Source organism: Flaviaestuariibacter flavus, from assembly GCF_004337505.1.
Taxonomy (GTDB): Bacteria; Bacteroidota; Bacteroidia; order Chitinophagales; family Chitinophagaceae; genus Flavisolibacter; species Flavisolibacter flavus.
The window spans coordinates 151,629-170,306 of the sequence record NZ_SJZI01000008.1 but is presented as its reverse complement, the minus strand read 5'-3'; the positions used below and the strand labels follow the sequence as shown (position 1 = coordinate 170,306).

General features: G+C 56.0%; 23 protein-coding genes. 16 read left to right on the top strand and 7 right to left on the bottom strand.

What is annotated here, in order from left to right:
- Nucleotides 1-220 precede the first annotated feature (220 nt).
- Nucleotides 221-868, top strand: coding sequence for a DUF4412 domain-containing protein (locus EPD60_RS05075; protein WP_165871416.1), 648 nt, complete (start codon nucleotides 221-223; stop codon nucleotides 866-868).
- Nucleotides 869-1,032: 164 nt separating this feature from the next.
- Here EPD60_RS05075 and EPD60_RS05070 read toward each other — a convergent pair whose 3' ends face one another.
- The gene (locus tag EPD60_RS05070; RefSeq protein WP_131447502.1) at nucleotides 1,033-1,386 is read right to left on the bottom strand and encodes a hypothetical protein; all 354 of its coding nucleotides are present in this window, start codon (nucleotides 1,384-1,386) and stop codon (nucleotides 1,033-1,035) included.
- 150 nt (nucleotides 1,387-1,536) lie between these two features.
- On the opposite strand from EPD60_RS05070, the gene EPD60_RS05065 reads away from it, so the two are divergent.
- The 3 genes from EPD60_RS05065 (at nucleotide 1,537) to EPD60_RS05055 (ending at nucleotide 4,682) form a co-directional block, all read left to right on the top strand.
- Nucleotides 1,537-2,973 carry a tetratricopeptide repeat protein gene (locus tag EPD60_RS05065; RefSeq protein ID WP_131447500.1) on the top strand — a complete coding sequence of 479 codons (1,437 nt, stop codon included), beginning with the start codon at nucleotides 1,537-1,539 and terminating at the stop codon, nucleotides 2,971-2,973.
- Nucleotides 2,974-3,177: 204 nt separating this feature from the next.
- Nucleotides 3,178-3,948 carry a phosphosulfolactate synthase gene (locus EPD60_RS05060; RefSeq protein ID WP_131447498.1) on the top strand — a complete coding sequence of 257 codons (771 nt, stop codon included), beginning with the start codon at nucleotides 3,178-3,180 and terminating at the stop codon, nucleotides 3,946-3,948.
- Nucleotides 3,948-4,682 (top strand): shikimate dehydrogenase family protein, encoded by a 735-nt coding sequence (locus EPD60_RS05055; protein WP_131447496.1) that lies wholly within the window; start codon nucleotides 3,948-3,950, stop codon nucleotides 4,680-4,682. Before EPD60_RS05060 ends, EPD60_RS05055 begins: the two co-directional genes overlap by 1 nt.
- A 61-nt stretch (nucleotides 4,683-4,743) precedes the next feature.
- On the opposite strand, the gene EPD60_RS05050 is transcribed toward EPD60_RS05055, so the two are convergent.
- Genes EPD60_RS05050 through EPD60_RS05030 form a run of 5 tightly spaced genes read right to left on the bottom strand, consistent with a single transcriptional unit; the run spans nucleotide 4,744 to nucleotide 7,688 of the window.
- Nucleotides 4,744-5,169: an acyl-CoA thioesterase gene (locus EPD60_RS05050; RefSeq protein ID WP_131447494.1), complete on the bottom strand. Its 426-nt coding sequence runs from the start codon at nucleotides 5,167-5,169 to the stop codon at nucleotides 4,744-4,746.
- A 4-nt stretch (nucleotides 5,170-5,173) separates the two neighbouring features.
- Nucleotides 5,174-5,980, bottom strand: a complete 807-nt coding sequence (locus EPD60_RS05045) for a hypothetical protein (RefSeq protein WP_131447492.1) — start codon at nucleotides 5,978-5,980, stop codon at nucleotides 5,174-5,176.
- A 3-nt stretch (nucleotides 5,981-5,983) separates the two neighbouring features.
- The gene (locus EPD60_RS05040) at nucleotides 5,984-6,532 is read right to left on the bottom strand and encodes an RNA polymerase sigma factor (RefSeq protein WP_131447490.1); all 549 of its coding nucleotides are present in this window, start codon (nucleotides 6,530-6,532) and stop codon (nucleotides 5,984-5,986) included.
- 28 nt (nucleotides 6,533-6,560) lie between these two features.
- Nucleotides 6,561-7,148 carry an RdgB/HAM1 family non-canonical purine NTP pyrophosphatase gene (gene rdgB / locus EPD60_RS05035; protein WP_131447488.1) on the bottom strand — a complete coding sequence of 196 codons (588 nt, stop codon included), beginning with the start codon at nucleotides 7,146-7,148 and terminating at the stop codon, nucleotides 6,561-6,563.
- Between the two features lie 6 nt (nucleotides 7,149-7,154).
- Nucleotides 7,155-7,688 carry a hypothetical protein gene (locus EPD60_RS05030; RefSeq protein WP_131447486.1) on the bottom strand — a complete coding sequence of 178 codons (534 nt, stop codon included), beginning with the start codon at nucleotides 7,686-7,688 and terminating at the stop codon, nucleotides 7,155-7,157.
- A 153-nt stretch (nucleotides 7,689-7,841) separates the two neighbouring features.
- Between EPD60_RS05030 and EPD60_RS05025 the strand changes: the two genes are divergently transcribed.
- From EPD60_RS05025 to rpsG, 3 genes are all read left to right on the top strand, one after another.
- Complete coding sequence (locus EPD60_RS05025; protein ID WP_131447484.1) at nucleotides 7,842-8,915, top strand: branched-chain amino acid aminotransferase; 1,074 nt, start codon at nucleotides 7,842-7,844, stop codon at nucleotides 8,913-8,915.
- Nucleotides 8,916-9,144: 229 nt separating this feature from the next.
- Complete coding sequence (gene rpsL / locus EPD60_RS05020; protein ID WP_131447482.1) at nucleotides 9,145-9,552, top strand: 30S ribosomal protein S12; 408 nt, start codon at nucleotides 9,145-9,147, stop codon at nucleotides 9,550-9,552.
- 70 nt (nucleotides 9,553-9,622) lie between these two features.
- Complete coding sequence (gene rpsG / locus EPD60_RS05015) at nucleotides 9,623-10,090, top strand: 30S ribosomal protein S7 (RefSeq protein WP_131447480.1); 468 nt, start codon at nucleotides 9,623-9,625, stop codon at nucleotides 10,088-10,090.
- 217 nt (nucleotides 10,091-10,307) lie between these two features.
- Here rpsG and EPD60_RS05010 read toward each other — a convergent pair whose 3' ends face one another.
- Nucleotides 10,308-11,114 carry a histone H1-like repetitive region-containing protein gene (locus EPD60_RS05010; protein WP_131447478.1) on the bottom strand — a complete coding sequence of 269 codons (807 nt, stop codon included), beginning with the start codon at nucleotides 11,112-11,114 and terminating at the stop codon, nucleotides 10,308-10,310.
- Between the two features lie 306 nt (nucleotides 11,115-11,420).
- Here EPD60_RS05010 and fusA point away from each other — a divergent pair, with 306 nt between their 5' ends.
- The 9 genes from fusA to rplV all read left to right on the top strand — a co-directional run bounded on the left by fusA (nucleotide 11,421) and on the right by rplV (nucleotide 18,656).
- Complete coding sequence (fusA, locus tag EPD60_RS05005; protein WP_131447476.1) at nucleotides 11,421-13,571, top strand: elongation factor G; 2,151 nt, start codon at nucleotides 11,421-11,423, stop codon at nucleotides 13,569-13,571.
- A gap of 219 nt (nucleotides 13,572-13,790) precedes the next feature.
- A complete protein-coding gene (locus EPD60_RS05000; RefSeq protein WP_131447474.1) occupies nucleotides 13,791-14,585 on the top strand; it encodes a DUF4382 domain-containing protein in 795 nt (264 codons plus the stop codon).
- Nucleotides 14,586-14,797: 212 nt separating this feature from the next.
- Nucleotides 14,798-15,103: a 30S ribosomal protein S10 gene (gene rpsJ, locus EPD60_RS04995; RefSeq protein ID WP_028787065.1), complete on the top strand. Its 306-nt coding sequence runs from the start codon at nucleotides 14,798-14,800 to the stop codon at nucleotides 15,101-15,103.
- 387 nt (nucleotides 15,104-15,490) lie between these two features.
- Nucleotides 15,491-16,108: a 50S ribosomal protein L3 gene (gene rplC, locus EPD60_RS04990; RefSeq protein ID WP_131447472.1), complete on the top strand. Its 618-nt coding sequence runs from the start codon at nucleotides 15,491-15,493 to the stop codon at nucleotides 16,106-16,108.
- A 2-nt stretch (nucleotides 16,109-16,110) separates the two neighbouring features.
- The gene (rplD, locus tag EPD60_RS04985) at nucleotides 16,111-16,749 is read left to right on the top strand and encodes a 50S ribosomal protein L4 (RefSeq protein ID WP_131447470.1); all 639 of its coding nucleotides are present in this window, start codon (nucleotides 16,111-16,113) and stop codon (nucleotides 16,747-16,749) included.
- Between the two features lie 28 nt (nucleotides 16,750-16,777).
- Entirely contained in the window at nucleotides 16,778-17,080 is a 303-nt protein-coding gene (rplW, locus tag EPD60_RS04980; RefSeq protein ID WP_131447467.1) for a 50S ribosomal protein L23, read from the top strand.
- A 54-nt stretch (nucleotides 17,081-17,134) separates the two neighbouring features.
- Nucleotides 17,135-17,974, top strand: a complete 840-nt coding sequence (gene rplB / locus EPD60_RS04975; RefSeq protein ID WP_131447465.1) for a 50S ribosomal protein L2 — start codon at nucleotides 17,135-17,137, stop codon at nucleotides 17,972-17,974.
- 42 nt (nucleotides 17,975-18,016) lie between these two features.
- On the top strand, nucleotides 18,017-18,286 hold the full coding sequence (rpsS, locus tag EPD60_RS04970; protein WP_131447463.1) for a 30S ribosomal protein S19: 270 nt from the start codon (nucleotides 18,017-18,019) through the stop codon (nucleotides 18,284-18,286).
- Between the two features lie 28 nt (nucleotides 18,287-18,314).
- A complete protein-coding gene (gene rplV, locus EPD60_RS04965; RefSeq protein WP_131447461.1) occupies nucleotides 18,315-18,656 on the top strand; it encodes a 50S ribosomal protein L22 in 342 nt (113 codons plus the stop codon).
- Nucleotides 18,657-18,678: the final 22 nt, after the last annotated feature.

Below are 18,678 nucleotides of genomic sequence, written 5' to 3'. Positions count from 1 at the left end.
TTGTGGTTGAAAGAGGTCGCGCGTTGACGCTCCTATCATCCACGGTCTGTCTTCAGGTCAGGGAGTTTGCTTCGCTGCGCTCGCAATGACAGCTTCGCTGTCGGCTTCGCTTGCCACCGGGCTCCTACATTTTATTAACATTCTCTTTTCCCGCCACTTATCCTTCCCAAAAGCAACTAACTTGTATCCGTCTCTCGTCTATTGTTGGAGAACTACGAATATGAAAACCCTGTTTACGATTCCCATCCTGGCATTGCTGGCAACGGCCGCCCAGGCACAAAAAAAGCTTTCGGAAGCCACGATCTCCTATGATATCGTGATCAATACCGGCACCGAGCGCCCGCGTGCGGCCGATTACCTCGACGGCGCCACCAACGTAGTGTACCTGAAAGGCAATAAAAGCCGCACCGAGATGGTCAGCGCCCTCGGTACGGAGGCTACACTCATCGATAATGCCGCCAAAACGGTGTACAGCATCAAAGACCTCGGCGCCCAGAAGTATATCATCCGGATGACGCCGGAAAACTGGAAGGAGGTCAACCGCCGTTACGAAGACGTGAAGTTTGCCTTCACCAATGAAACGAAGACAATACTTGGTTATAAATGTCTGAAAGCGGTGGCTACGCCCTCCAGCGGCCCGAGCTTTGTGGTGTGGTATACCCCCGACCTGGTGCCGGAGAACTATAATTTCCAGTACATGAACCGCAACCTTCCCGGCCTGGCGATGGAATATGAGTCCAACCTTGGCTCGCTGAAGGTGACCTGTACTGTTTCGAAGATCAATTTCAACCCCGTACCCGCCGCTAAGTTCGACCTGCCCAAATCTGGCTTCCGCATGCTTACTTATGAGGAAAGCAAGGGCCAGTAAGTGCTTGACCTATACTATCCGAGGGGCCCCGCGCAAGCGGGGCTTTTTAGTAAATTTTTCGATCTCCGATCTCCGATGTCGGATTTGCTGGAAGCCCGAAAACGAAAAATCCCCTCGTCGGGGAATCAAATCGGAGATCAGACATCGGAGATTAACAAATTCTCTCAGTAGGGGTTGAACTTCACCTTGTCGAGCAGTACCGGCTTCTTCTTCAGCGGAACGATGTAGGTGGTGTTGCCGCGCTGGTAGGTAATGGTCGCATTAAGGTTAATGCGTACGCGGGGCTCGTCTTCCGTCAGCAGGCGGTCGGCCGAATAGGTAAGGCCGGAGCGAAGCGAAAAACGCTGTGTCGCGCTATAATGGGAGCGGATGGAAAAGCTGCGGTTGGCCGAAACGCCCAGCGCGGGGTTACCCTTGCCGTCTCCAAGAGTAGCAAAAGCACCTACAGAGAACACGACACAGAGTGCCGTCAGGATCTGTTTGCGCTTATTCAACCATATGGAGTTCGTCTTCGACATTGCTGTTGCAAAGATAACGAAAACTTTTAACATTTATTATTTTTTCCGGGGAAATTTGTTCCCTAAGCTCTGGCAGAGCCGCCGTTATGGCAGAGATAAAAACTTGGTCCCCTTTTAGCAATAAGCTATATTGTACCTGATACCTATCGAATGAATACAGACCCATTGGAAAACGACAAGGAAACACTGAAGGAGCTGTTGAAGCACTACGATAACCTGCGGGCCGGAAAGAGCTCTACGTTTCTCGAGGAAGACTCATTTGAAAAGATTATCGACTACTTTGACGACCTGGAGGATTTCCCGAAAGCCCTGGAGGCCGCCGAGATCTCGATCGAATATTTCCCTTTCTCCGCCTCCCTGCTCCTGCGCAAGGCCGACGTGCTGCTTTCGGTACGCAAGTACCAGGAAGCGCTCGACATTCTCGAAAAGGTGGAGCTGCTCGACGCTACCGATATCAACCTTTATATTCTTAAGACCGATACCTACCTCGCCCTCGACCAGCCCGAAAAGGCCGCCGAGCTGCTTGAAGAATCCATTGCCCTCTTTGAAGGCGAAGACAAAATGGAGCTCCTCTTCGAGCTGGCCGATGTGTACGACGACTACGAAGAATTTGAAAAGGTATTCGACTGCCTGAAGCTGGTGCTCCAGGAAGACCCGGTGAACGAAGAGGCGCTTTACAAGATCTGCTTCTGGGCCGACTTTACGGGCCGCTACGAAGAAAGCATCCGCCTCCACACCGCCATCATCGACGAGCAGCCCTACAGCGAGCTGGCCTGGTTCAACCTCGCCGCCGCCTACCAGGGACTCAAGCTCTACGAGAAGGCAATCGATGCCTACGAATACGCGCTGGTGATCGACGAGAAGTTCGACTTTGCCTACCGCAATATGGGCGATGCCTATATCCGCCTGCGGAAATACAAGGAAGCCATCGAAGCGCTCGAGAAGGTGCTGGAGCTGTCGAAGCCGGAAGACGTCATCTACGAAGCCATCGGGCATTGTTACGATAAGCTGCGCAACTGGGCACAGGCCCGCTTCCACTACCGCAAGGCCGTGCACCTCAACCAGGAGGATAGCCGCCTGCATTATAAAATCGCCTGCACCTATTATAACGAGCAGCAGTGGCAGTCGGCCGCCCGCCAGCTGGAGAACGCCCTGCGCCTCAACCGGCAGCAGAACGAGTACAACCTGTTGATGGGTGAATGCCAGCTGCAGCTCGGCGCCTTTAAAGAAGCGATCCATTTCTTTTCAACCGTGGTCGGCAACAAGCCGCGCAACAAGAGCGGCTGGGAAGCGCTGATCCGCTGCCTTTACCAGGCCGAGTTTTACGAGGAAGCCTACGAGCAAACGCTGGTGGCCCTCGATCAAACGGAGCGCAAGCCGCTGTTCTATTATTACCAGGCCGCGGTGTTGCTGGCCCTCGGCCGTACCAAGGAGGCCCTGCTGATCCTCGAAAATGCCATTCAGAAGGCGCCCAAGCTGCTCAACCGCTTCGTGGCCCTGAGCCCCGAGCATCTGCAAAACCAGCAGGTGGTAGAGGTGATTGCCCGGAACAAGCGTACCCGTAAGAAAGGGAGCGCGGACTCGTGAGCCGTCAGCCTTGAGTGGCTTACGCCAGATTTTTCAGAACGGATGCCATTGGCATCCGTTCTTGTAGCCACCCGCCGCGGGTTCACGGTTGGCGGCTGACGGCTCATGTCTTTGGCCGTCCCATTTCCAGTCTACCTTTTCTGTCGCCTTCCGGCGTACTTTCTTACTTTTGCGGCCAATTCCACCATCCACAAATTGCTTCGCATGAATTTCAACCTGACGCAGATCCCTGAGCGCAATAAAAAACCCCGCACTTCCGGCCTTACCATGGTGATGGACAAAGGCATGAGCAACGACGAAGTGAAAAACTTCCTGAGTGTTTCCGGCCCGCACGTAGACATTGTAAAGCTCGGATTCGGTACTTCCTTTGTTACTCCCAACCTCGAAGACAAGCTGAAGCTCTATGCCGATTACGGTATGCCGATCTATTTTGGCGGTACGCTTTTCGAGGCCTTCCTCATCCGCAACCAGTTTGAAGACTATATCTCTGTTTGTAAGAACTACGGCATCAAGTGGGTCGAAGTGAGCGATGGCTCCATCGAGATCCCGCATGCCGAGAAGTGCGGCTACATTGAAAAGCTGACCCAGCATGCCACCGTGCTGAGCGAAGTGGGCTCCAAAGACGCTGCCCATATCATTCCCCCGTATAAGTGGATCGAGCTGATGCGCGCCGAGCTCAATGCCGGCTCTACCTACGTGATCGCCGAAGCCCGCGAGGCCGGCAACGTAGGTATCTACCGCGGCTCCGGCGAGGTGCGCGAAGGTCTGGTTCAGGAGATCCTCACCCAGATCCCGGGCGAGAAGATCATCTGGGAAGCCCCGCAAAAGGCGCAGCAGCTTTATTTTATCGAGCTCCTGGGCTGCAATGTCAACCTCGGTAATATCGCACCCACCGAAGTGCTGCCCCTCGAGGCAATGCGCATCGGCCTGCGCGGCGATACGTTCCACCTGTACCTGAACAAGGAGAAGGCCTGATGCGGCGGTTCGGTCTTATCGGCCGGACGCTGGGCTATTCCTTTTCGAAGGGATACTTCACCGACAAATTTCAAAAAGAAGGACGCACGGACTGCGTGTACGAGAACTACGAGCTCGACACGGTCCGTGCGTTCCCGCTTTTGCTGGAGCGCCATCCCGATATCGCGGGACTCAACGTCACTATCCCGTACAAGAAAGAGATCCTCCAATATCTCGATACCCGCGACGCCGCGGTAGCGGCGATCGGTGCCTGCAACACCATCCGGGTGCGGAACGGCAGGCTCGAAGGCTTCAACACCGATGCCATCGGCTTCCGCGACTCGCTTCAGCCGCTGCTGCGCCCGGGTCACCGCCATGCGCTTGTGCTCGGCACCGGCGGCGCGGCGGCCGCCATCCACTACGTGCTGGGACAGCTGGGAATCAGCGTCACCCCGGTCTCCCGGCAGCGAAGCCCCGGGAATATGAGCTATGCCGATCTGGATGCGGAAACCATGGAGCGCTGCCGCGTCATCATCAACACCACCCCGCTCGGCACCTGGCCCGATGTGGGGAGCTGTCCGCCCATTCCTTATCAATTGCTCGGGGAGGGACACCTGTTATACGACCTTGTATACAACCCGGAAATAACCACTTTTTTGCGAAAAGGGCAGGAGCGGGGCGCCGCCATTAAAAACGGTTACGAGATGCTGTTGCTGCAGGCGGAGGCTTCGTGGCGAATTTGGAACGGCGAGTAGTTTGCTAGTTTGCTGGTCAATTAGTGTGCTGGTAGGTACCGGGTACTAGCACACTAACCCACTACCCCACTAACGCCGTTTTCGCCTCCTCCGGCACCGCCACCACTTTCCGGGCATCGTAATTAAAGCACACCATCCCGGTCTTTGCCAGTGCGATCAGCGTTTTTCCGGCGTCTTTTGTAACGCGGTAATACAGCTCGAAGCCGACGCGCGAGATCTCCGCGGCGCCCACTTCAAATTGCAGCTGGTCGCCAAAGAAGGCTTCTCCCTTGTATTCGATCGCCGAGTCGCTCATAATGAGCGCGACGCCGAAAAAACAAAGCTCCGTGGCTCCAAGCGATGCGAGGTACTGCATGCGGGCCTCGTGCATCAGCCCCAGCAGGGCATGGTTGCCCAGGTGGTTGCCGTAATTGAGGTCGGTAACCCGCACGGGAATGGTGGTGGAAAAAGGCAGCTTTTCGGGAAGCTCGATCCGGATACGGGGCATAGGGCTAACGGCTCGCTTTTTCAAGGTCCTGCAGGCGCTCGATGAGGCTGCCGAAATCAGTGGTAAGGGCCGCCGCCACTTTGTCCTGCACGGCACCGATGCTTACGCGGCAAAGACTTTGGGTAAAGCCCGAAGAGTTCTCGGCACAGTCTACCACCGGTGAAACTTTCTTGGAAAAACGCACCACGCTGCCATCGTTGTAGGCGCGCACGAGGTAGCGCTCGTCGTCTACATGGTGGGGATGGTTGCTTACCGATGCCACCGCCGCATTATCTGTAGCGCGAGGCGGAGCGATAGCTCTTGTGGCAGCTGTACGGTTATTACGTTCGGTGTGGGCTGCGGCATCTGCTTTTTCGACACGCGATTTTGCCACATCCGGCACGCTCACAGGAGCTTCCGGCTGCGCAACCGCGGCTTCATTGCCCGTGGATTCCGACGCTGGAGTTTCCGTGCGGCGAACGGGCGTATCCGTCCGGGCCAGCTGGCCGCCTGTATTATCGTTGAAAGGACGGTTGAAAAGGAGAGAGGCGCCCACGAGCAGGATGCCGATAAGGGCGGCTGCGGCGATATAGGGGGCAAAGGAGCGCCGGCGCTTCAATTCCACCACGGGAGCAACTTCCGGTTCGGCGGCTTCCAGTTGCCGGGCGATCCGGTCCCAGGCCGCGGGCGGCGGCGTGGCCTCGAAGTCGTGGAGCTTGCGGGCAAAGGGAGCTTGTTCCGCCCCGTCGAGGGCCGACTCAAGGCGGTCCCACAGCCCTGCGGGCGGCTGCGCCTCAAAATTTTTCAGCTTATCAATCCACTTCTGTTCCATTCGCTAGGGTAGCTGTGTTTTTTGTTCCAGGTGGGTGCGTACCAGGTCTTGCAGGATGGCTTTGGCCCGGGAAAGCTGCGACTTGCTCGTTCCTTCCGAAATGCCCAGCAGCTCCGAGATCTGCTTGTGCGTGTAGCCTTCCACCACGTACATGTTGAACACCGAGCGGTAACCCGGCGACAACTGCTGCACGAGGCCGATGATGTCCTTCTCGGCAAGGCTGTCGAGCACCGACAGGTAGTCCGACTGGATCGTTTCTTCCTCGCGCTCGGTTACCGGCGCCAGGTAGGTTTTCCGGCGGAAATGCTCGATGGCCGTATTCACGATGATGCGGCGGATCCAGCCTTCGAAGGAGCCTTCGCGGCGGAATGAACCGATCTTGCCAAAGACCTTTACAAATCCTTCCTGAAGGATATCTTCTGCTTCCTCGGCGGAGCCGGCATAGCGCAGGCAAACGCCGTACATCTTGGGCGCGAAGCGCTCGTACAGCTCACGCTGCGCTTTGCGGTCGCCCTGGAGGCACCCATCTATTAAGTCGCTTTCGGTGGTCATTTGGTTGCGTGCCGCGCCTGGGGCGCGTCTATTTTTTTGGCGGGTTGGTCAAAAATGCTACCAGTTTGTCGAGTGCCTTACGCCGGTGGCTGAAGCGGCCTTTTTCGGCCAGGGACATTTCGGCAAACGTGCGGCCGTCGCCGCCGTCGGGGATGAATACCGGGTCGTAGCCGAAGCCGCCGGTGCCCGATGGGCTTTCGGCGATGGTGCCGGTGCAGATCCCTTCAAACTCGTGGTAGGTGCCCTCCAAACATAAGCAAATAATGGTTCGGAAGCGGGCGGAGCGGTCGGCGCGTCCCTGCAGCTCGCGGAGCAGCTTTTCGGAATTGGCGGCCGGCGAGCGGTCGTCGCCGGCATAGCGGGCGCTTTTCACCCCGGGGGCGCCGCCGAGGGCGGCCACTTCCAGGCCGGTATCCTCGCTGAAGCAGTCGCCGCCGGTAAGGCGGTGGATGACCTCGGCCTTTTCGCGGGCATTGGCCTCGAGGGTGTCGTGCGGCTCGGGGATATCCTGGTCGATGCCGGCCTCGCGGAGCGGGCGGATGCTGAAGCCGGCGGGGAGCACGGCCCGCAGCTCGTCGACCTTATGGGCGTTGTTGGTAGCGAAAATGAGTTCCATAAGTATTTAGGCAAGCCAGGCCTGGAAGGCATTCCAGAAATTCTTTTTAACGGAGGCATCGGCGGTGGCCAGCTCGGCCACGGGCGGCGCGCAGAGGTAGCTGCGACCGGCCAGTTTCTGTACCTGGAAGTGCGGAAATACGGCCGGAAGGCCGAAGCGCTCCGGCGTAACCCCGAAAAGCAGTACGCGGCTGCTGTTGAGCCCGCTGACCAGCGCGGGGCCGTCGGTATGGCCGAGCCGTGCCCAGTTAACGATCGCGATTTCCGCGAGACCGGTGCCGGCGCGGTCCATGATTTTCGTTAAAACTTCGAGGTCGGCGTCGGCGATGAAAACATTTTCCGGGTCTTCGTTGACCATCAGGATGCCCTTGCCGTGCTGCCCGAGGAAGGGGGGCGGCGAGGCCGGTTCGGGGGCTGCAGTCCTTGCCGGTGGCGCTTCTTCGGGCGGCGGGGCGGCGTTCGCCGAAGGCAATTCCACCAGCGTTTTGCCGTAGAGCCCGACGAGCTGCGTATCCCGTAATTGTATATGGTTGAGGTCCATTAGAATATTTTGAAAAAGGAGGGTTGGTGGGGGTTTTTTCGTTTCTTTGCTGCGCTAAATTAAGCCTTCCCCCGGTGCCGGAAAAATGGCCCGGACGCCGGCCTTTCAGCACCGTGAAAAGCACTTAAGAAGGTAGAAAAAACGATTAACGATATGCTTGCTTCAACGACTATGGACATTACCATTCACAAGGCCGAGCACACCAAGCTCAACGACCTCAACTTAGAGAACATTCCCTTCGGAAAGTATTTCAGCGACCACATGCTGGAGGCCGACTACGAGAACGGGGAGTGGAAGAACATTGAGATCAAGCCCTACCAGCCCCTGCTGCTGAGCCCCTCGATCGCCGCCCTCCACTATGGCCAGGCTATTTTTGAAGGTGTTAAAGCCTATAAGGACGCCGAAGGCCATGCCTTCATCTTCCGCCCGCAGGACAACTTCCGCCGCTTCAACGTTTCGGCCGAGCGCATGCAGATGCCCGAAGTTCCCGAAGAGATCTTCATGGAAGGCATGAAGCAGCTCGTTGCCCTCGACAGCAACTGGATCCCCAACAAGGAAGACCACTCCCTTTATATCCGCCCGTTCATGTTCTCCTCGGATGAACTGATCGGCGTGCGCCCTTCGGAGAGCTATAAATTCATGATCCTCCTGAGCCCCACGGGTCCGTACTACAATGCCCCGATGCGTATCTATGTTGAGGAGCAGTACGTACGCGCCGTGCCCGGTGGTATCGGCTACGCCAAGGCCGCCGGCAACTACGGCGCTTCGATGTACGCCACCGCCCAGGCCAAGAAGAAAGGCTACGACCAGGTACTGTGGACCGATGCCTTCGAGCACAAGTACGTGCAGGAGATCGGCACCATGAACGTGATCTTCATCATCGGTAACAAAGCCGTGACACCGGATCTCGGCGCGGGCACCATCCTGGCCGGCGTAACGCGCGACAGCGCCCTCACCCTGCTGAAGGAAGCCGGTTTCGAGGTCGAAGAGCGCATGATCTCGGTGGACGAACTCATTGATGCCTACAAGGCCGGCCAGCTCCACGAGGTGTTCGGCACCGGTACCGCCGCTACCATTTCCTATATCAAGGAGCTGCGCTACAAGGATTTCGTAATGACCTTCAACACCGACGAGTGGAAGACCGCCCCGACCATCAAGAAGTGGCTCACCGACATCCGTGAAGGCCGCCGCGAGGACAAGTACGGCTGGATGACCCAGGTTAAGTAAGTACGCAGAAACCGCGGAAAACGATATCAGAAGACCGCCGCCCGGCGGTCTTCTGCATTAAAAGTGGGTGGGGAGAAGGGGCGGTTCAGCCAAGAAAACCAAAAAAAATCGGCGTTTTCCGGTGTTTTAGTGTGCAACCCCCAAAAAATCTGAGATCAGAGATCCGAGATTGAAAGATTTTTTCCCTACCTTTGCCGTCCCAAAATTGGGGTATAAACAGAAGTTCGTAATGCCTACTATTCAACAACTCGTTCGTAAAGGAAGAGAAATCATCCGCGCCAAGAGCAAATCCCGCGCTCTGGACAGCTGCCCGCAGCGTCGCGGCGTTTGCACCCGTGTATATACCACCACCCCCAAGAAGCCGAACTCGGCCCTGCGTAAGGTTGCCAAAGTGCGCCTGACCAACAAGGTGGAAGTTATCGCCTACATCCCCGGTGAAGGCCACAACCTCCAGGAGCACTCCATCGTGCTGATCCGCGGCGGTCGTGTTAAGGACCTTCCGGGTGTTCGTTACCACATCGTTCGTGGCTCCCTCGATACTGCCGGTGTTAAAGACCGCAAGAAGAGCCGCTCGAAGTACGGTACGAAGAAGGAAAAGGCCGGTGCGAAGCCCGCAGCCGGTGGTAAGAAGAAGTAAATAAAGTATTTAACCGATCAAGAAGCTCAGCACCACGCCTGAGAACCTGATGATCGAATAAAAGAACATCATGCGTAAAGCACAAGCCAAAAAACTCCCGTTAGCTCCGGACCCGCGTTATAACGACAAACTGGTCACCCGCTTTGTCAACAACCTCATGTGGGAAGGTAAGAAAAGCGTAGCCTTCGAAATCTTCTACGATGCCATGGAGAAAGTCTCCAAGACCACCGGTGAAGAAGGTTACGAGATCTGGAAGAAAGCCCTTCAGAATGTTACCCCCGCTGTTGAAGTACGCAGCCGCCGTATCGGTGGCGCCACTTTCCAGATCCCCTCTGAAGTGCGTCCCGACCGTAAGATCTCCCTTTCCATGAAGTGGCTGATCCGCTACAGCCGCGAGCGCAACGGCCGTTCCATGGCCGACAAGCTTGCCAACGAGATCGTTGCCGCTTCAAAAGGTGAAGGTGCCGCTTTCAAAAAGAAAGAAGATACCCACCGTATGGCCGAAGCCAACAAGGCCTTCGCCCACTTCAAAGTATAACGTAAGGCATTCGAAATACTACGAACAAAAGGCCCCGCTTCTGCGGGGCTTTTTTATTGCTGAAGAGAAATGCTCAATATTCAATGTTCAACGTACAAGGCTTAAGGTTTAGAGGCAGCCAACTTGAAAGTTGAATATTGAGCATTGAATATTGAACATTAGCCATTAAAAAGCCCCGCCATCGGCGGGGCTTTTTGTATCGCGTTTATCGCATGGATTACATGTTGTCCGAAGTGTCGTCCATACCGCCGCCGCCGATGTCGCCGGAAGTGCCGCCCGTGGCATCACCACCCAGGATGTCGGCATTGCTGCCCGTAACCACTTCGTCGGCCATCGGGCTGGAGGTGTTGGTGCGGGTATCCGAGAGGCCGTCGGTGTTCACGCTGCGTGTTTGCCCGGCGTCGTTGAAATGACCGGTGCCGCCGCTGCGGCCGCTAGAACCGCTTTGGGTGCGCTGGTTGGTGCGGGAGCCGGCGTTGTTGCGGGTACCGCCGCCACCTCCGGAGCTGCGGCGGGAAGCTGCAGCCTTCTGGGGAGCGCCTTTGGCAGCCGCAGCCGGTCCGCCTTTTTTAGCGGCGGCCTTTTTTGCGGGGGATGCTTTTTTAGCGGCCGCTTTCTTAGCAGGCGCAGCTTTTTTAGCAGGCGCAGCCTTTTTAGCGGGAGCGGCCTTTTTAGCGGCTTTTTTGGCCGGGGCGGCCTTTTTAGCGGCGGCTTTTTTTACGGGGGCTGCTTTTTTCGCGGCGGCTTTCTTTGCCGGTGCCGCTTTTTTCGGTGCTGCTTTTTTGGCTACAGCCTTCTTGATAGCTGCTTTTTTGGGCGCTGCTTTTTTAGCGGCCTTTTTGGGCGCCGCCTTCTTGGCTGCGGCTTTCTTCGGGGCTGCCTTTTTTGCGGCGGCTTTTTTCGGAGCCGCTTTCTTAGCGGGAGCGGCCTTCTTCGCAGCGGCCTTTTTGGGTGCCGCTTTGCGGGCCGGGGCGGCCTTCTTGGCGGCTTTTTTAGGAGCAGCTTTCTTGCTTGCTTTTGCCATGTTTAATGGGTTTTTGATGTGGGGTGAATCAATTTTCTGAACGAAAATTACAACAGTGTAAATGATTTGCAAAAATTATGCACACTGAAATGCCTAACCGATTTTAAGCAGGAAAAGCGTCGTTTTTGCCCCCTTTATTCTTAACAAACATTGTTTATCCACACGCGCGGTATTGCCCCAATTTCATTACCTTTGCGTGCCCGAACCGAACCCTTCCGGCAAGCCAACGGATGAGATCGGCCGGGACGCCCGCCCCGCAAGGGTTTGCGTAGAAAAAAGAAACAAAATTCGTTTAATCAAATACTCATGGCAGACTTAAAATTTCAACGCAACTTCGGTATTGCCGCGCACATCGACGCCGGCAAGACCACTACGACCGAGCGTATCCTGCGCTACACCGGTATGATCCACAAGATCGGTGAGGTGCACGACGGTGCCGCTACCACCGACTGGATGGAGCAGGAAAAAGAGCGCGGTATCACCATTACTTCGGCCGCCGTAAGCTGCCAGTGGAACTTCCCTACCGTAAAAGGTAAGGCGGATGCCAACACGAAGAAATACTATTTCAACATCATCGATACCCCGGGCCACGTGGACTTCACCGTAGAAGTGGAGCGCTCCATGCGCGTGCTCGACGGTCTGATCGCCCTGTTCTCCGCAGTGGACGGCGTTGAGCCCCAGTCGGAAACCGTATGGCGCCAGGCCAACCGCTACAACGTACCCCGCATCGGCTTCGTCAACAAGATGGACCGCTCGGGCGCCGACTTCCTCATGGTAGTGAAGCAGGTGCGTGAGATGCTGGGCTCCAAGGCGATTCCCCTGCAGCTCCCCATCGGCGCCGAAGATGATTTCAAAGGCGTGGTGGACCTGATCAAAATGAAAGGCATTATCTGGCACATGGAAACCGAAGGCATGACCTTCGACGAGATCGATGTGCCGGCTGACATGGTCGACGAAGCCAACGAATGGCGTGCTGCCCTCGTTGAGGCCGTTGCCGAATACGACGACAAGCTGATGGAAAAGTTCTTCGACGATCCGAACTCGATCACCGAAGACGAAATGCACGAAGCCATCCGCAAGGCTACGATCGACCTGTCGATCGTTCCGATGATGTGCGGTTCTTCGTTCAAGAACAAGGGTGTGCAGACCGCGCTCGACGCCGTTTGCCGCTACCTGCCTTCTCCCGTTGACATCGAGGCTGTAAAAGGCACCGATCCCAACACCGGTGAAGAGCTCATCCGCAGGCCCGATGCGAAAGAGCCGTTCGCGGCCCTCGCCTTCAAGATCATGACCGATCCCTTCGTAGGTCGTCTCGCGTTCTTCCGGGTTTATTCCGGCCACCTGGATGCCGGTTCCTACGTACTCAACGTGCGCAGCGGAAAGAAGGAGCGTATCTCCCGTATCATGAAGATGTTCGCCAACAAGCAGAACCCGATCGACTTCATCGAAGCCGGTGATATCGGTGCCGCCGTTGGTTTCAAAGAAATCAAGACCGGTGATACCCTCTGCCACGAAGATCACCCGATCACCCTCGAGAACATGTTCATTCCCGAGCCGGTAATCGCCATCGCCATCGAGCCGAAAACACAGGCCGACGTGGACAAGATGGGCCTGGCGATCTCCAAGCTCATTGAAGAAGATCCGACCCTCCGCGTAAATACCGACGAAGACACGGGCCAGACCATCCTGCGTGGCATGGGTGAGCTGCACCTCGAGATCATCGTTGACCGTATGCGCCGCGAATTCAAGGTGGAAGTAAACCAGGGCGCTCCCCAGGTTGCTTACAAAGAAGCCTTCACCAAGAACGTTGAGCACCGCGAGACGCTGAAGAAGCAGACCGGTGGTCGTGGTAAGTTCGCCGACATCATCTTCGAACTCGGTCCCATCGACGAGGAGTTTGCAAAAGAAAACCCCGACAAAAAGTACCAGTTCGTGAACGACCTGTTCGGTGGCTCGATCCCCCGCGAATTCGTTCCCTCGATCCAGAAAGGCTTTGAAAGCGCTATGGGTACGGGTGTTCTCGCCGGCTACCCGCTCGACAACATGAAGGTGCGCGTTTATGACGGTTCCTTCCACGCGGTTGACTCCGACGCCATGTCCTTCGAACTTTGCGCCAAGCAAGGTTTCCGCGAGGCCGGCAAGAAGTGTAAGCCCGTACTGCTCGAGCCCATCATGAAAGTAGAAGTGATCACGCCCGCCCAGTACATGGGTGACGTTACCGGTGACCTCAACCGCCGCCGCGGTATGATGGAAGGCATGGACAACCGTGCCGGCGCCGAGGTGATCAAGGCGAAAGTTCCGCTGAGCGAAATGTTCGGTTATGTAACCCAGCTCCGCTCGCTGTCTTCCGGCCGCGCCTCGTCTACCATGGAGTTCTCGCACTACGCCCCGGCACCGACCAACATCGCCGAGGAAGTAATCGCCAAGAACAAAGGCAAGATCAAGATCGAAGATTAATCAATCGTTTTTGCTTATAGTGAGTGAGCCCCCGTCCGCAAGGATGGGGGTTCTTTACATGTAGGGATGTCCGATCTCCGATGTCTGATTTGTTTGTCGATTTCGAAGATTGATCGATATGCCGGCGCCAGCCAAATCAGACATCGGACATCAGAGATCTTCACATTCCCTTATGATTTGGCACCATTATTGGTTTTGGCGGCCCAAACTACAAACCCGATGATGAAAACTACTCTGAACCGCCTGGCCGTTGCTACCCTTGTCACCACCTCCCTCATCGCCTGCAGTAAATCCGAGAAGTCAGCAAGTGCCGGTACCGGCGCCGGCCGCCTCGAAGTTTATCTCACCGATGCTCCCGCCAGCCTCGACTCCGTTTTTATCGACGTCCAGGACGTGCGGGTGAATTACTCTACCGATAGCACCAACGGCTGGCAAAGCCTCGGCAACGTGCGCGCCGGTGCCTATAATCTCCTGGCCCTCACCGCCGGCCACGATACGCTGCTGGGTGCCGCCGACCTCGCCAGCGGCCGCATCGAGCAGATCCGCCTCGTGCTCGGGCCCAACAACTACGTGGTGGCCGACGGGCAGCGCTACAGCCTCGAAACGCCCTCCGCGCAGCAGTCGGGACTCAAGCTGAATATTCACCAGGATGTAAACGAAGGCATTACCTACCGCCTCGTGATGGATTTCGACGCCGGGCGATCGATCCACCAGACCGGTAACGGCCGCTATATGCTGAAGCCGGTGATCCGCACGACGCTCCAGGCTGTCGGCGGCAGCCTCCGCGGCTATGTGCTGCCTTCGGCTGTTCGCACGGCGGTATATGCCGTTCGCGGCACCGACACCGCCGGCACCTTTACCAACAATGGCAGCTGGTCAATCAGCGGGCTCAGTGCCGGCACCTACAACCTGGCGTTCGTGCCTACCGATACGGCCTATGCGCCCGTCACCCGCATCGCCATCAATGTTACTACCAACAACGTAACCGTAGTGGATACGGTACGCCTGCGATAAGCTTACTTAGTAGGGTAGCATCCGCAACGGGCCGGTCATTATTGACCGGCCCTTTTTATTGCCGGGCTGCGTTCCCGACCCCGGAAGGAGGGCTTTCGCCGAAAAAGCCCGGTTTTTAGGCATTTATTTAAGAAAAAAAGCCAGTATCACTTGGAAAGATGCGCCGGGGCCGCTACCTTTGCACTCCCATTCCAAAAATGGCTATTTGAAATATGTCCCAGCGTATCAGAATCAAATTACAGTCTTACGACCATAATCTGGTTGATAAGTCGGCCGAGAAAATCGTGAAGACCGTACGCAGCACCGGCGCTGTAGTAACAGGACCGATTCCCCTGCCTACCCGCAAGAAGATCTTTACCGTACTGCGCTCGCCCCACGTGAACAAGAAGAGCCGCGAGCAGTTCCAACTGGCTACCCACAAGCGCCTGCTGGATATCTACACTTCCTCCTCGCGCACGGTTGACGCGCTGTCCAAGCTGGACCTGCCGTCGGGTGTTGAGGTAGAAATCAAAGCCTAACAGGGCCCGCCTTCGCCAAACGGTGTAAGGAACACGGGAACCAGGCAACGGGAACTTTCACAGGAAAGACCCGGTCCGAAAGGACAAACCAATTGAAATACGAATCATCTCTCAAAACTGGAACCGCATGCTTTGCGCTGCGGGGCCGGAGAAAAGAGCTCTGATCAATATACTGCAGATAGGAGGGAGGCCTGCCGAACTCAAATCTGTTATTACATATAAACAAGCCCTTCGAGGTTTGTTTGCCGGCGGTACTTCTGAATCCCGTAGCTGGGAACGTCCACAAGGGACGGATAAAGGAAAAGGTCGCCGGTGAACCAGGATTGAAGACCCGTGATACCATATGGGTCTGTCTTGCAGAACCTTGGGGGGGTAAACCCTCACAACATGAAAGGTATCATTGGTAAAAAAATCGGGATGACCTCCGTCTTCGATGCAAGCGGTAAGCAAACCGCCTGCACCATTATCGAAGCAGGTCCCTGCGTTGTAACGCAGGTTAAGACCGTCGACACAGACGGTTACAATGCGCTCCAGATCGCTTACGGCGACAAGAAAGAGAAGCATTCCATCAAAGCCGAGACAAATCACTTCGCAAAAGCCTCCACCGCTCCCAAAAAGGTGGTTAAAGAGCTCCGTAACACGACGCTCACCCAGGCACTCGGCGAATCCATCACTGTAGACATTTTTGAAGAAGGCGAAAAGGTTGAAGTAGTCGGCACCACCAAAGGCAAAGGCTTCCAGGGCGTTGTTAAGCGTCACGGCTTTTCCGGTGTGGGCGAGGCTTCGCACGGCCAGCACGACCGTCAGCGCGCTCCGGGTTCCATCGGTAACTCGTCGTTCGCTGCCCGCGTTATGAAGGGCATGCGCATGGCCGGCCGTATGGGCGCCGACCGCGTGAAGGTGAAAGGCCTGAAGGTGGTTAAGGTTTTCCCTGAGAAAAACTACATCCTCGTAAGCGGCTCGGTACCGGGCCATATTGGTTCAATCGTTTTAATCCAGAAGTAATCATGGAACTGAAAGTATTCAACATACAAGGTCAGGAGACCGGCCGCACGATCGAGCTGCCTGAGGAGATCTTTGGCATTGAGCCGAACAACCACGCGATCTACCTCGCAGTGAAGCAGTACCTCGCCGCTCAGCGCCAGGGCACCCACAAGGTGAAGACCCGCGCCGAGGTAAAGGGTTCCAGCAAGAAGCTGCACAAGCAAAAAGGTACGGGTGGCTCGCGTAAGGGCAACATCCGTAACCCGATTTTCAAAGGTGGTGGTACCATCTTCGGCCCCAAGCCCCACAAGTACGACATCAAGCTGAACCGCAAGGTGAAGGACCTCGCCAAGATGAGCGCCCTGACCCACAAGGCACAGGCCAACGCCATCTTCGTGATCGAAGACGTGAACATGGAAGCTCCGAAGACCAAAACCGTTCTGAACGCCCTCGGCGCGATGAAGGTTGCCGACAAGAAGCTGATGTTCATCACCCCCGAGTACAACGACAACCTGTACCTGAGCGTGCGTAACGTGCCCTCTATCCTCGGCACCCTGCTGAGCGACATGAACACTTACGACATCATGAACTCCGAAGCACTCGTTCTCACCGAGAGCGCTGCCAAGATGTTCGCCGCTACCGAAGAAGAGGCTACTGCCTGATTAACTAACGCATCAAACTAGAATTCAGATGAAACTCTCTGAAATACTGATTAAGCCCATCCTGACCGAGAAGGCCAACGGCCAGCAGGACAAACTGCGCCGCTATGCTTTCAAGGTTGCCCGCAAGGCCAACAAGCTGGAGATCAAGAAAGCCGTTGAGGAATTTTACGGGGTGAACGTGATCGACGTAAACACGTCGGTGGTTCCCGGAAAGAACAAAACCCGCTATACCAAGAAGGGTTTTATCTCCGGTGTAAAGCCCGCCTACAAGAAAGCCCTGGTAACGGTGGCTGAAGGCGAGAACATCGACCTGTATACCGCTTCGATCTAAACTAATTAAGTAAAGGCTGCAACAGCCGCAAATGTTGAAAAAGAAACAAGAGTCATGGCAGTAAAAAAATACAAACCGATTACCGCAGGTACACGCTGGCGCATCGGTAATGCTTATGCAGAAGTTACCACCAACGTACCCGAGAAGTCGCTGGTGGAGTACCTGAAGGCTTCGGGTGGCCGTAACAGCAACGGTCGCCGTTCGATGCGCTATATCGGTGGCGGTCACAAGAAAATGTACCGTATCATCGACTTCAAGCGTAACAAGAAGGACATTCCCGCGAAGGTTGCCGAGATCGAGTACGATCCGAACCGTACTGCATTCATCGCCCTGCTGAATTATGCAGACGGTGAAAAGCGTTACATCATCGCTCCCCAGGGCCTGCAGGTAGGCGCCACCGTTGTTAGCGGTGATGCTGTTGCCCCTGAACTGGGTAATGCGCTCCAGCTGAAGAACATGCCCCTCGGTACCGTGGTGCACAACATCGAAATGCAACCCGGACAGGGTGGCAAGATGGCCCGCTCCGCAGGCGCATCCGCTCAGCTGTCGAACAAGGAAGAGAAATATGCTGTTCTGAAAATGCCGAGCGGTGAACTCCGCAAGGTGCTGATCAACTGCTACGCTACTGTAGGTGTTGCTTCCAACAGCGACCACAGCCTCGAGTCGCTCGGTAAAGCCGGCCGCAACCGCTGGAAGGGCGTGAAGCCCCGCACCCGTGGTGTAGCGATGAACCCGGTGGATCACCCGATGGGTGGTGGCGAAGGCCGCGCCTCCGGTGGTCACCCCCGCAGCCGCACCGGCAAGATCGCCAAGGGCCTGAAGACCCGCACGAAGGGCAAAGGTTCCGACAAGCTGATCATCCAGCGCTCGAACGGCAAGAAGCTCTCCAAGTAAGGAGCATTAACCAATTCAATCAACAGAAACTAGAAGCACAATATGGCTCGTTCAATTAAAAAAGGTCCTTATGTGGCCCACCACGTCGAAGACAAGGTGTTAGCCATGAACGATGGCAAATCGAAGAAAGGCGTAATCAAAACCTGGAGCCGCCGCTCGACCATCACGCCGGATTTCGTGGGTCACACCTTCGCCGTGCACAACGGCAACAAGTTCATCCCCGTGTACGTAACCGAATTCATGGTTGGTCACAAGCTCGGTGAATTTGCCCCGACCCGCAACTTTAAAGGACACGCTAGCAAGAAGGGTTAATCGCTCCTTGCTGTAAAAAATTAATACAATGGAAGCAGTAGCTAAACTGAGAAATTATCCCACATCGCCCCGCAAGATGCGCCTGCTGGCGGACCTGATCCGTGGCATGCAGGTGGAGAAGGCGATCGCCGTGCTGGAGCACCACCCGAAGCACAACGCCGTTCCCCTGCGCAAGCTCGTTCTGAGCGCCATCTCCAACTGGAAGCAGAAGAACGAAGGCGGTGATGAAGGCGCCCTGGTTGTGAAGACCATCTTCGTTGATGGTGCCCGCACCCTGAAGCGCATGCGTCCGGCTCCCCAGGGTCGTGGTTACAAGATCCGTAAGCGCTCCAACCACGTTACTGTCATCGTAGACGCGAAAAACAACTAATCAAAAATCGTATCAACCAATA

Coding starts and splice junctions, on each gene's coding strand:
- rplW (WP_131447467.1), top strand. CDS start 16,778: ATGAAACTCTCTGAAATACTGATTAAGCCCATCCTGACCGAGAAGGCC.
- rdgB (WP_131447488.1), bottom strand. CDS start 7,148: ATGGAACTCATTTTCGCTACCAACAACGCCCATAAGGTCGACGAGCTG.
- EPD60_RS05045 (WP_131447492.1), bottom strand. CDS start 5,980: ATGGAACAGAAGTGGATTGATAAGCTGAAAAATTTTGAGGCGCAGCCG.
- EPD60_RS05040 (WP_131447490.1), bottom strand. CDS start 6,532: ATGACCACCGAAAGCGACTTAATAGATGGGTGCCTCCAGGGCGACCGC.
- EPD60_RS05000 (WP_131447474.1), top strand. CDS start 13,791: ATGATGAAAACTACTCTGAACCGCCTGGCCGTTGCTACCCTTGTCACC.
- EPD60_RS05065 (WP_131447500.1), top strand. CDS start 1,537: ATGAATACAGACCCATTGGAAAACGACAAGGAAACACTGAAGGAGCTG.
- EPD60_RS05070 (WP_131447502.1), bottom strand. CDS start 1,386: ATGTCGAAGACGAACTCCATATGGTTGAATAAGCGCAAACAGATCCTG.
- rplB (WP_131447465.1), top strand. CDS start 17,135: ATGGCAGTAAAAAAATACAAACCGATTACCGCAGGTACACGCTGGCGC.
- rplC (WP_131447472.1), top strand. CDS start 15,491: ATGAAAGGTATCATTGGTAAAAAAATCGGGATGACCTCCGTCTTCGAT.
- rpsJ (WP_028787065.1), top strand. CDS start 14,798: ATGTCCCAGCGTATCAGAATCAAATTACAGTCTTACGACCATAATCTG.
- EPD60_RS05050 (WP_131447494.1), bottom strand. CDS start 5,169: ATGCCCCGTATCCGGATCGAGCTTCCCGAAAAGCTGCCTTTTTCCACC.
- EPD60_RS05025 (WP_131447484.1), top strand. CDS start 7,842: ATGCTTGCTTCAACGACTATGGACATTACCATTCACAAGGCCGAGCAC.
- EPD60_RS05060 (WP_131447498.1), top strand. CDS start 3,178: ATGAATTTCAACCTGACGCAGATCCCTGAGCGCAATAAAAAACCCCGC.
- rpsG (WP_131447480.1), top strand. CDS start 9,623: ATGCGTAAAGCACAAGCCAAAAAACTCCCGTTAGCTCCGGACCCGCGT.
- rplD (WP_131447470.1), top strand. CDS start 16,111: ATGGAACTGAAAGTATTCAACATACAAGGTCAGGAGACCGGCCGCACG.
- EPD60_RS05010 (WP_131447478.1), bottom strand. CDS start 11,114: ATGGCAAAAGCAAGCAAGAAAGCTGCTCCTAAAAAAGCCGCCAAGAAG.
- EPD60_RS05055 (WP_131447496.1), top strand. CDS start 3,948: ATGCGGCGGTTCGGTCTTATCGGCCGGACGCTGGGCTATTCCTTTTCG.
- rpsS (WP_131447463.1), top strand. CDS start 18,017: ATGGCTCGTTCAATTAAAAAAGGTCCTTATGTGGCCCACCACGTCGAA.
- rpsL (WP_131447482.1), top strand. CDS start 9,145: ATGCCTACTATTCAACAACTCGTTCGTAAAGGAAGAGAAATCATCCGC.
- EPD60_RS05075 (WP_165871416.1), top strand. CDS start 221: ATGAAAACCCTGTTTACGATTCCCATCCTGGCATTGCTGGCAACGGCC.
- fusA (WP_131447476.1), top strand. CDS start 11,421: ATGGCAGACTTAAAATTTCAACGCAACTTCGGTATTGCCGCGCACATC.
- EPD60_RS05030 (WP_131447486.1), bottom strand. CDS start 7,688: ATGGACCTCAACCATATACAATTACGGGATACGCAGCTCGTCGGGCTC.
- rplV (WP_131447461.1), top strand. CDS start 18,315: ATGGAAGCAGTAGCTAAACTGAGAAATTATCCCACATCGCCCCGCAAG.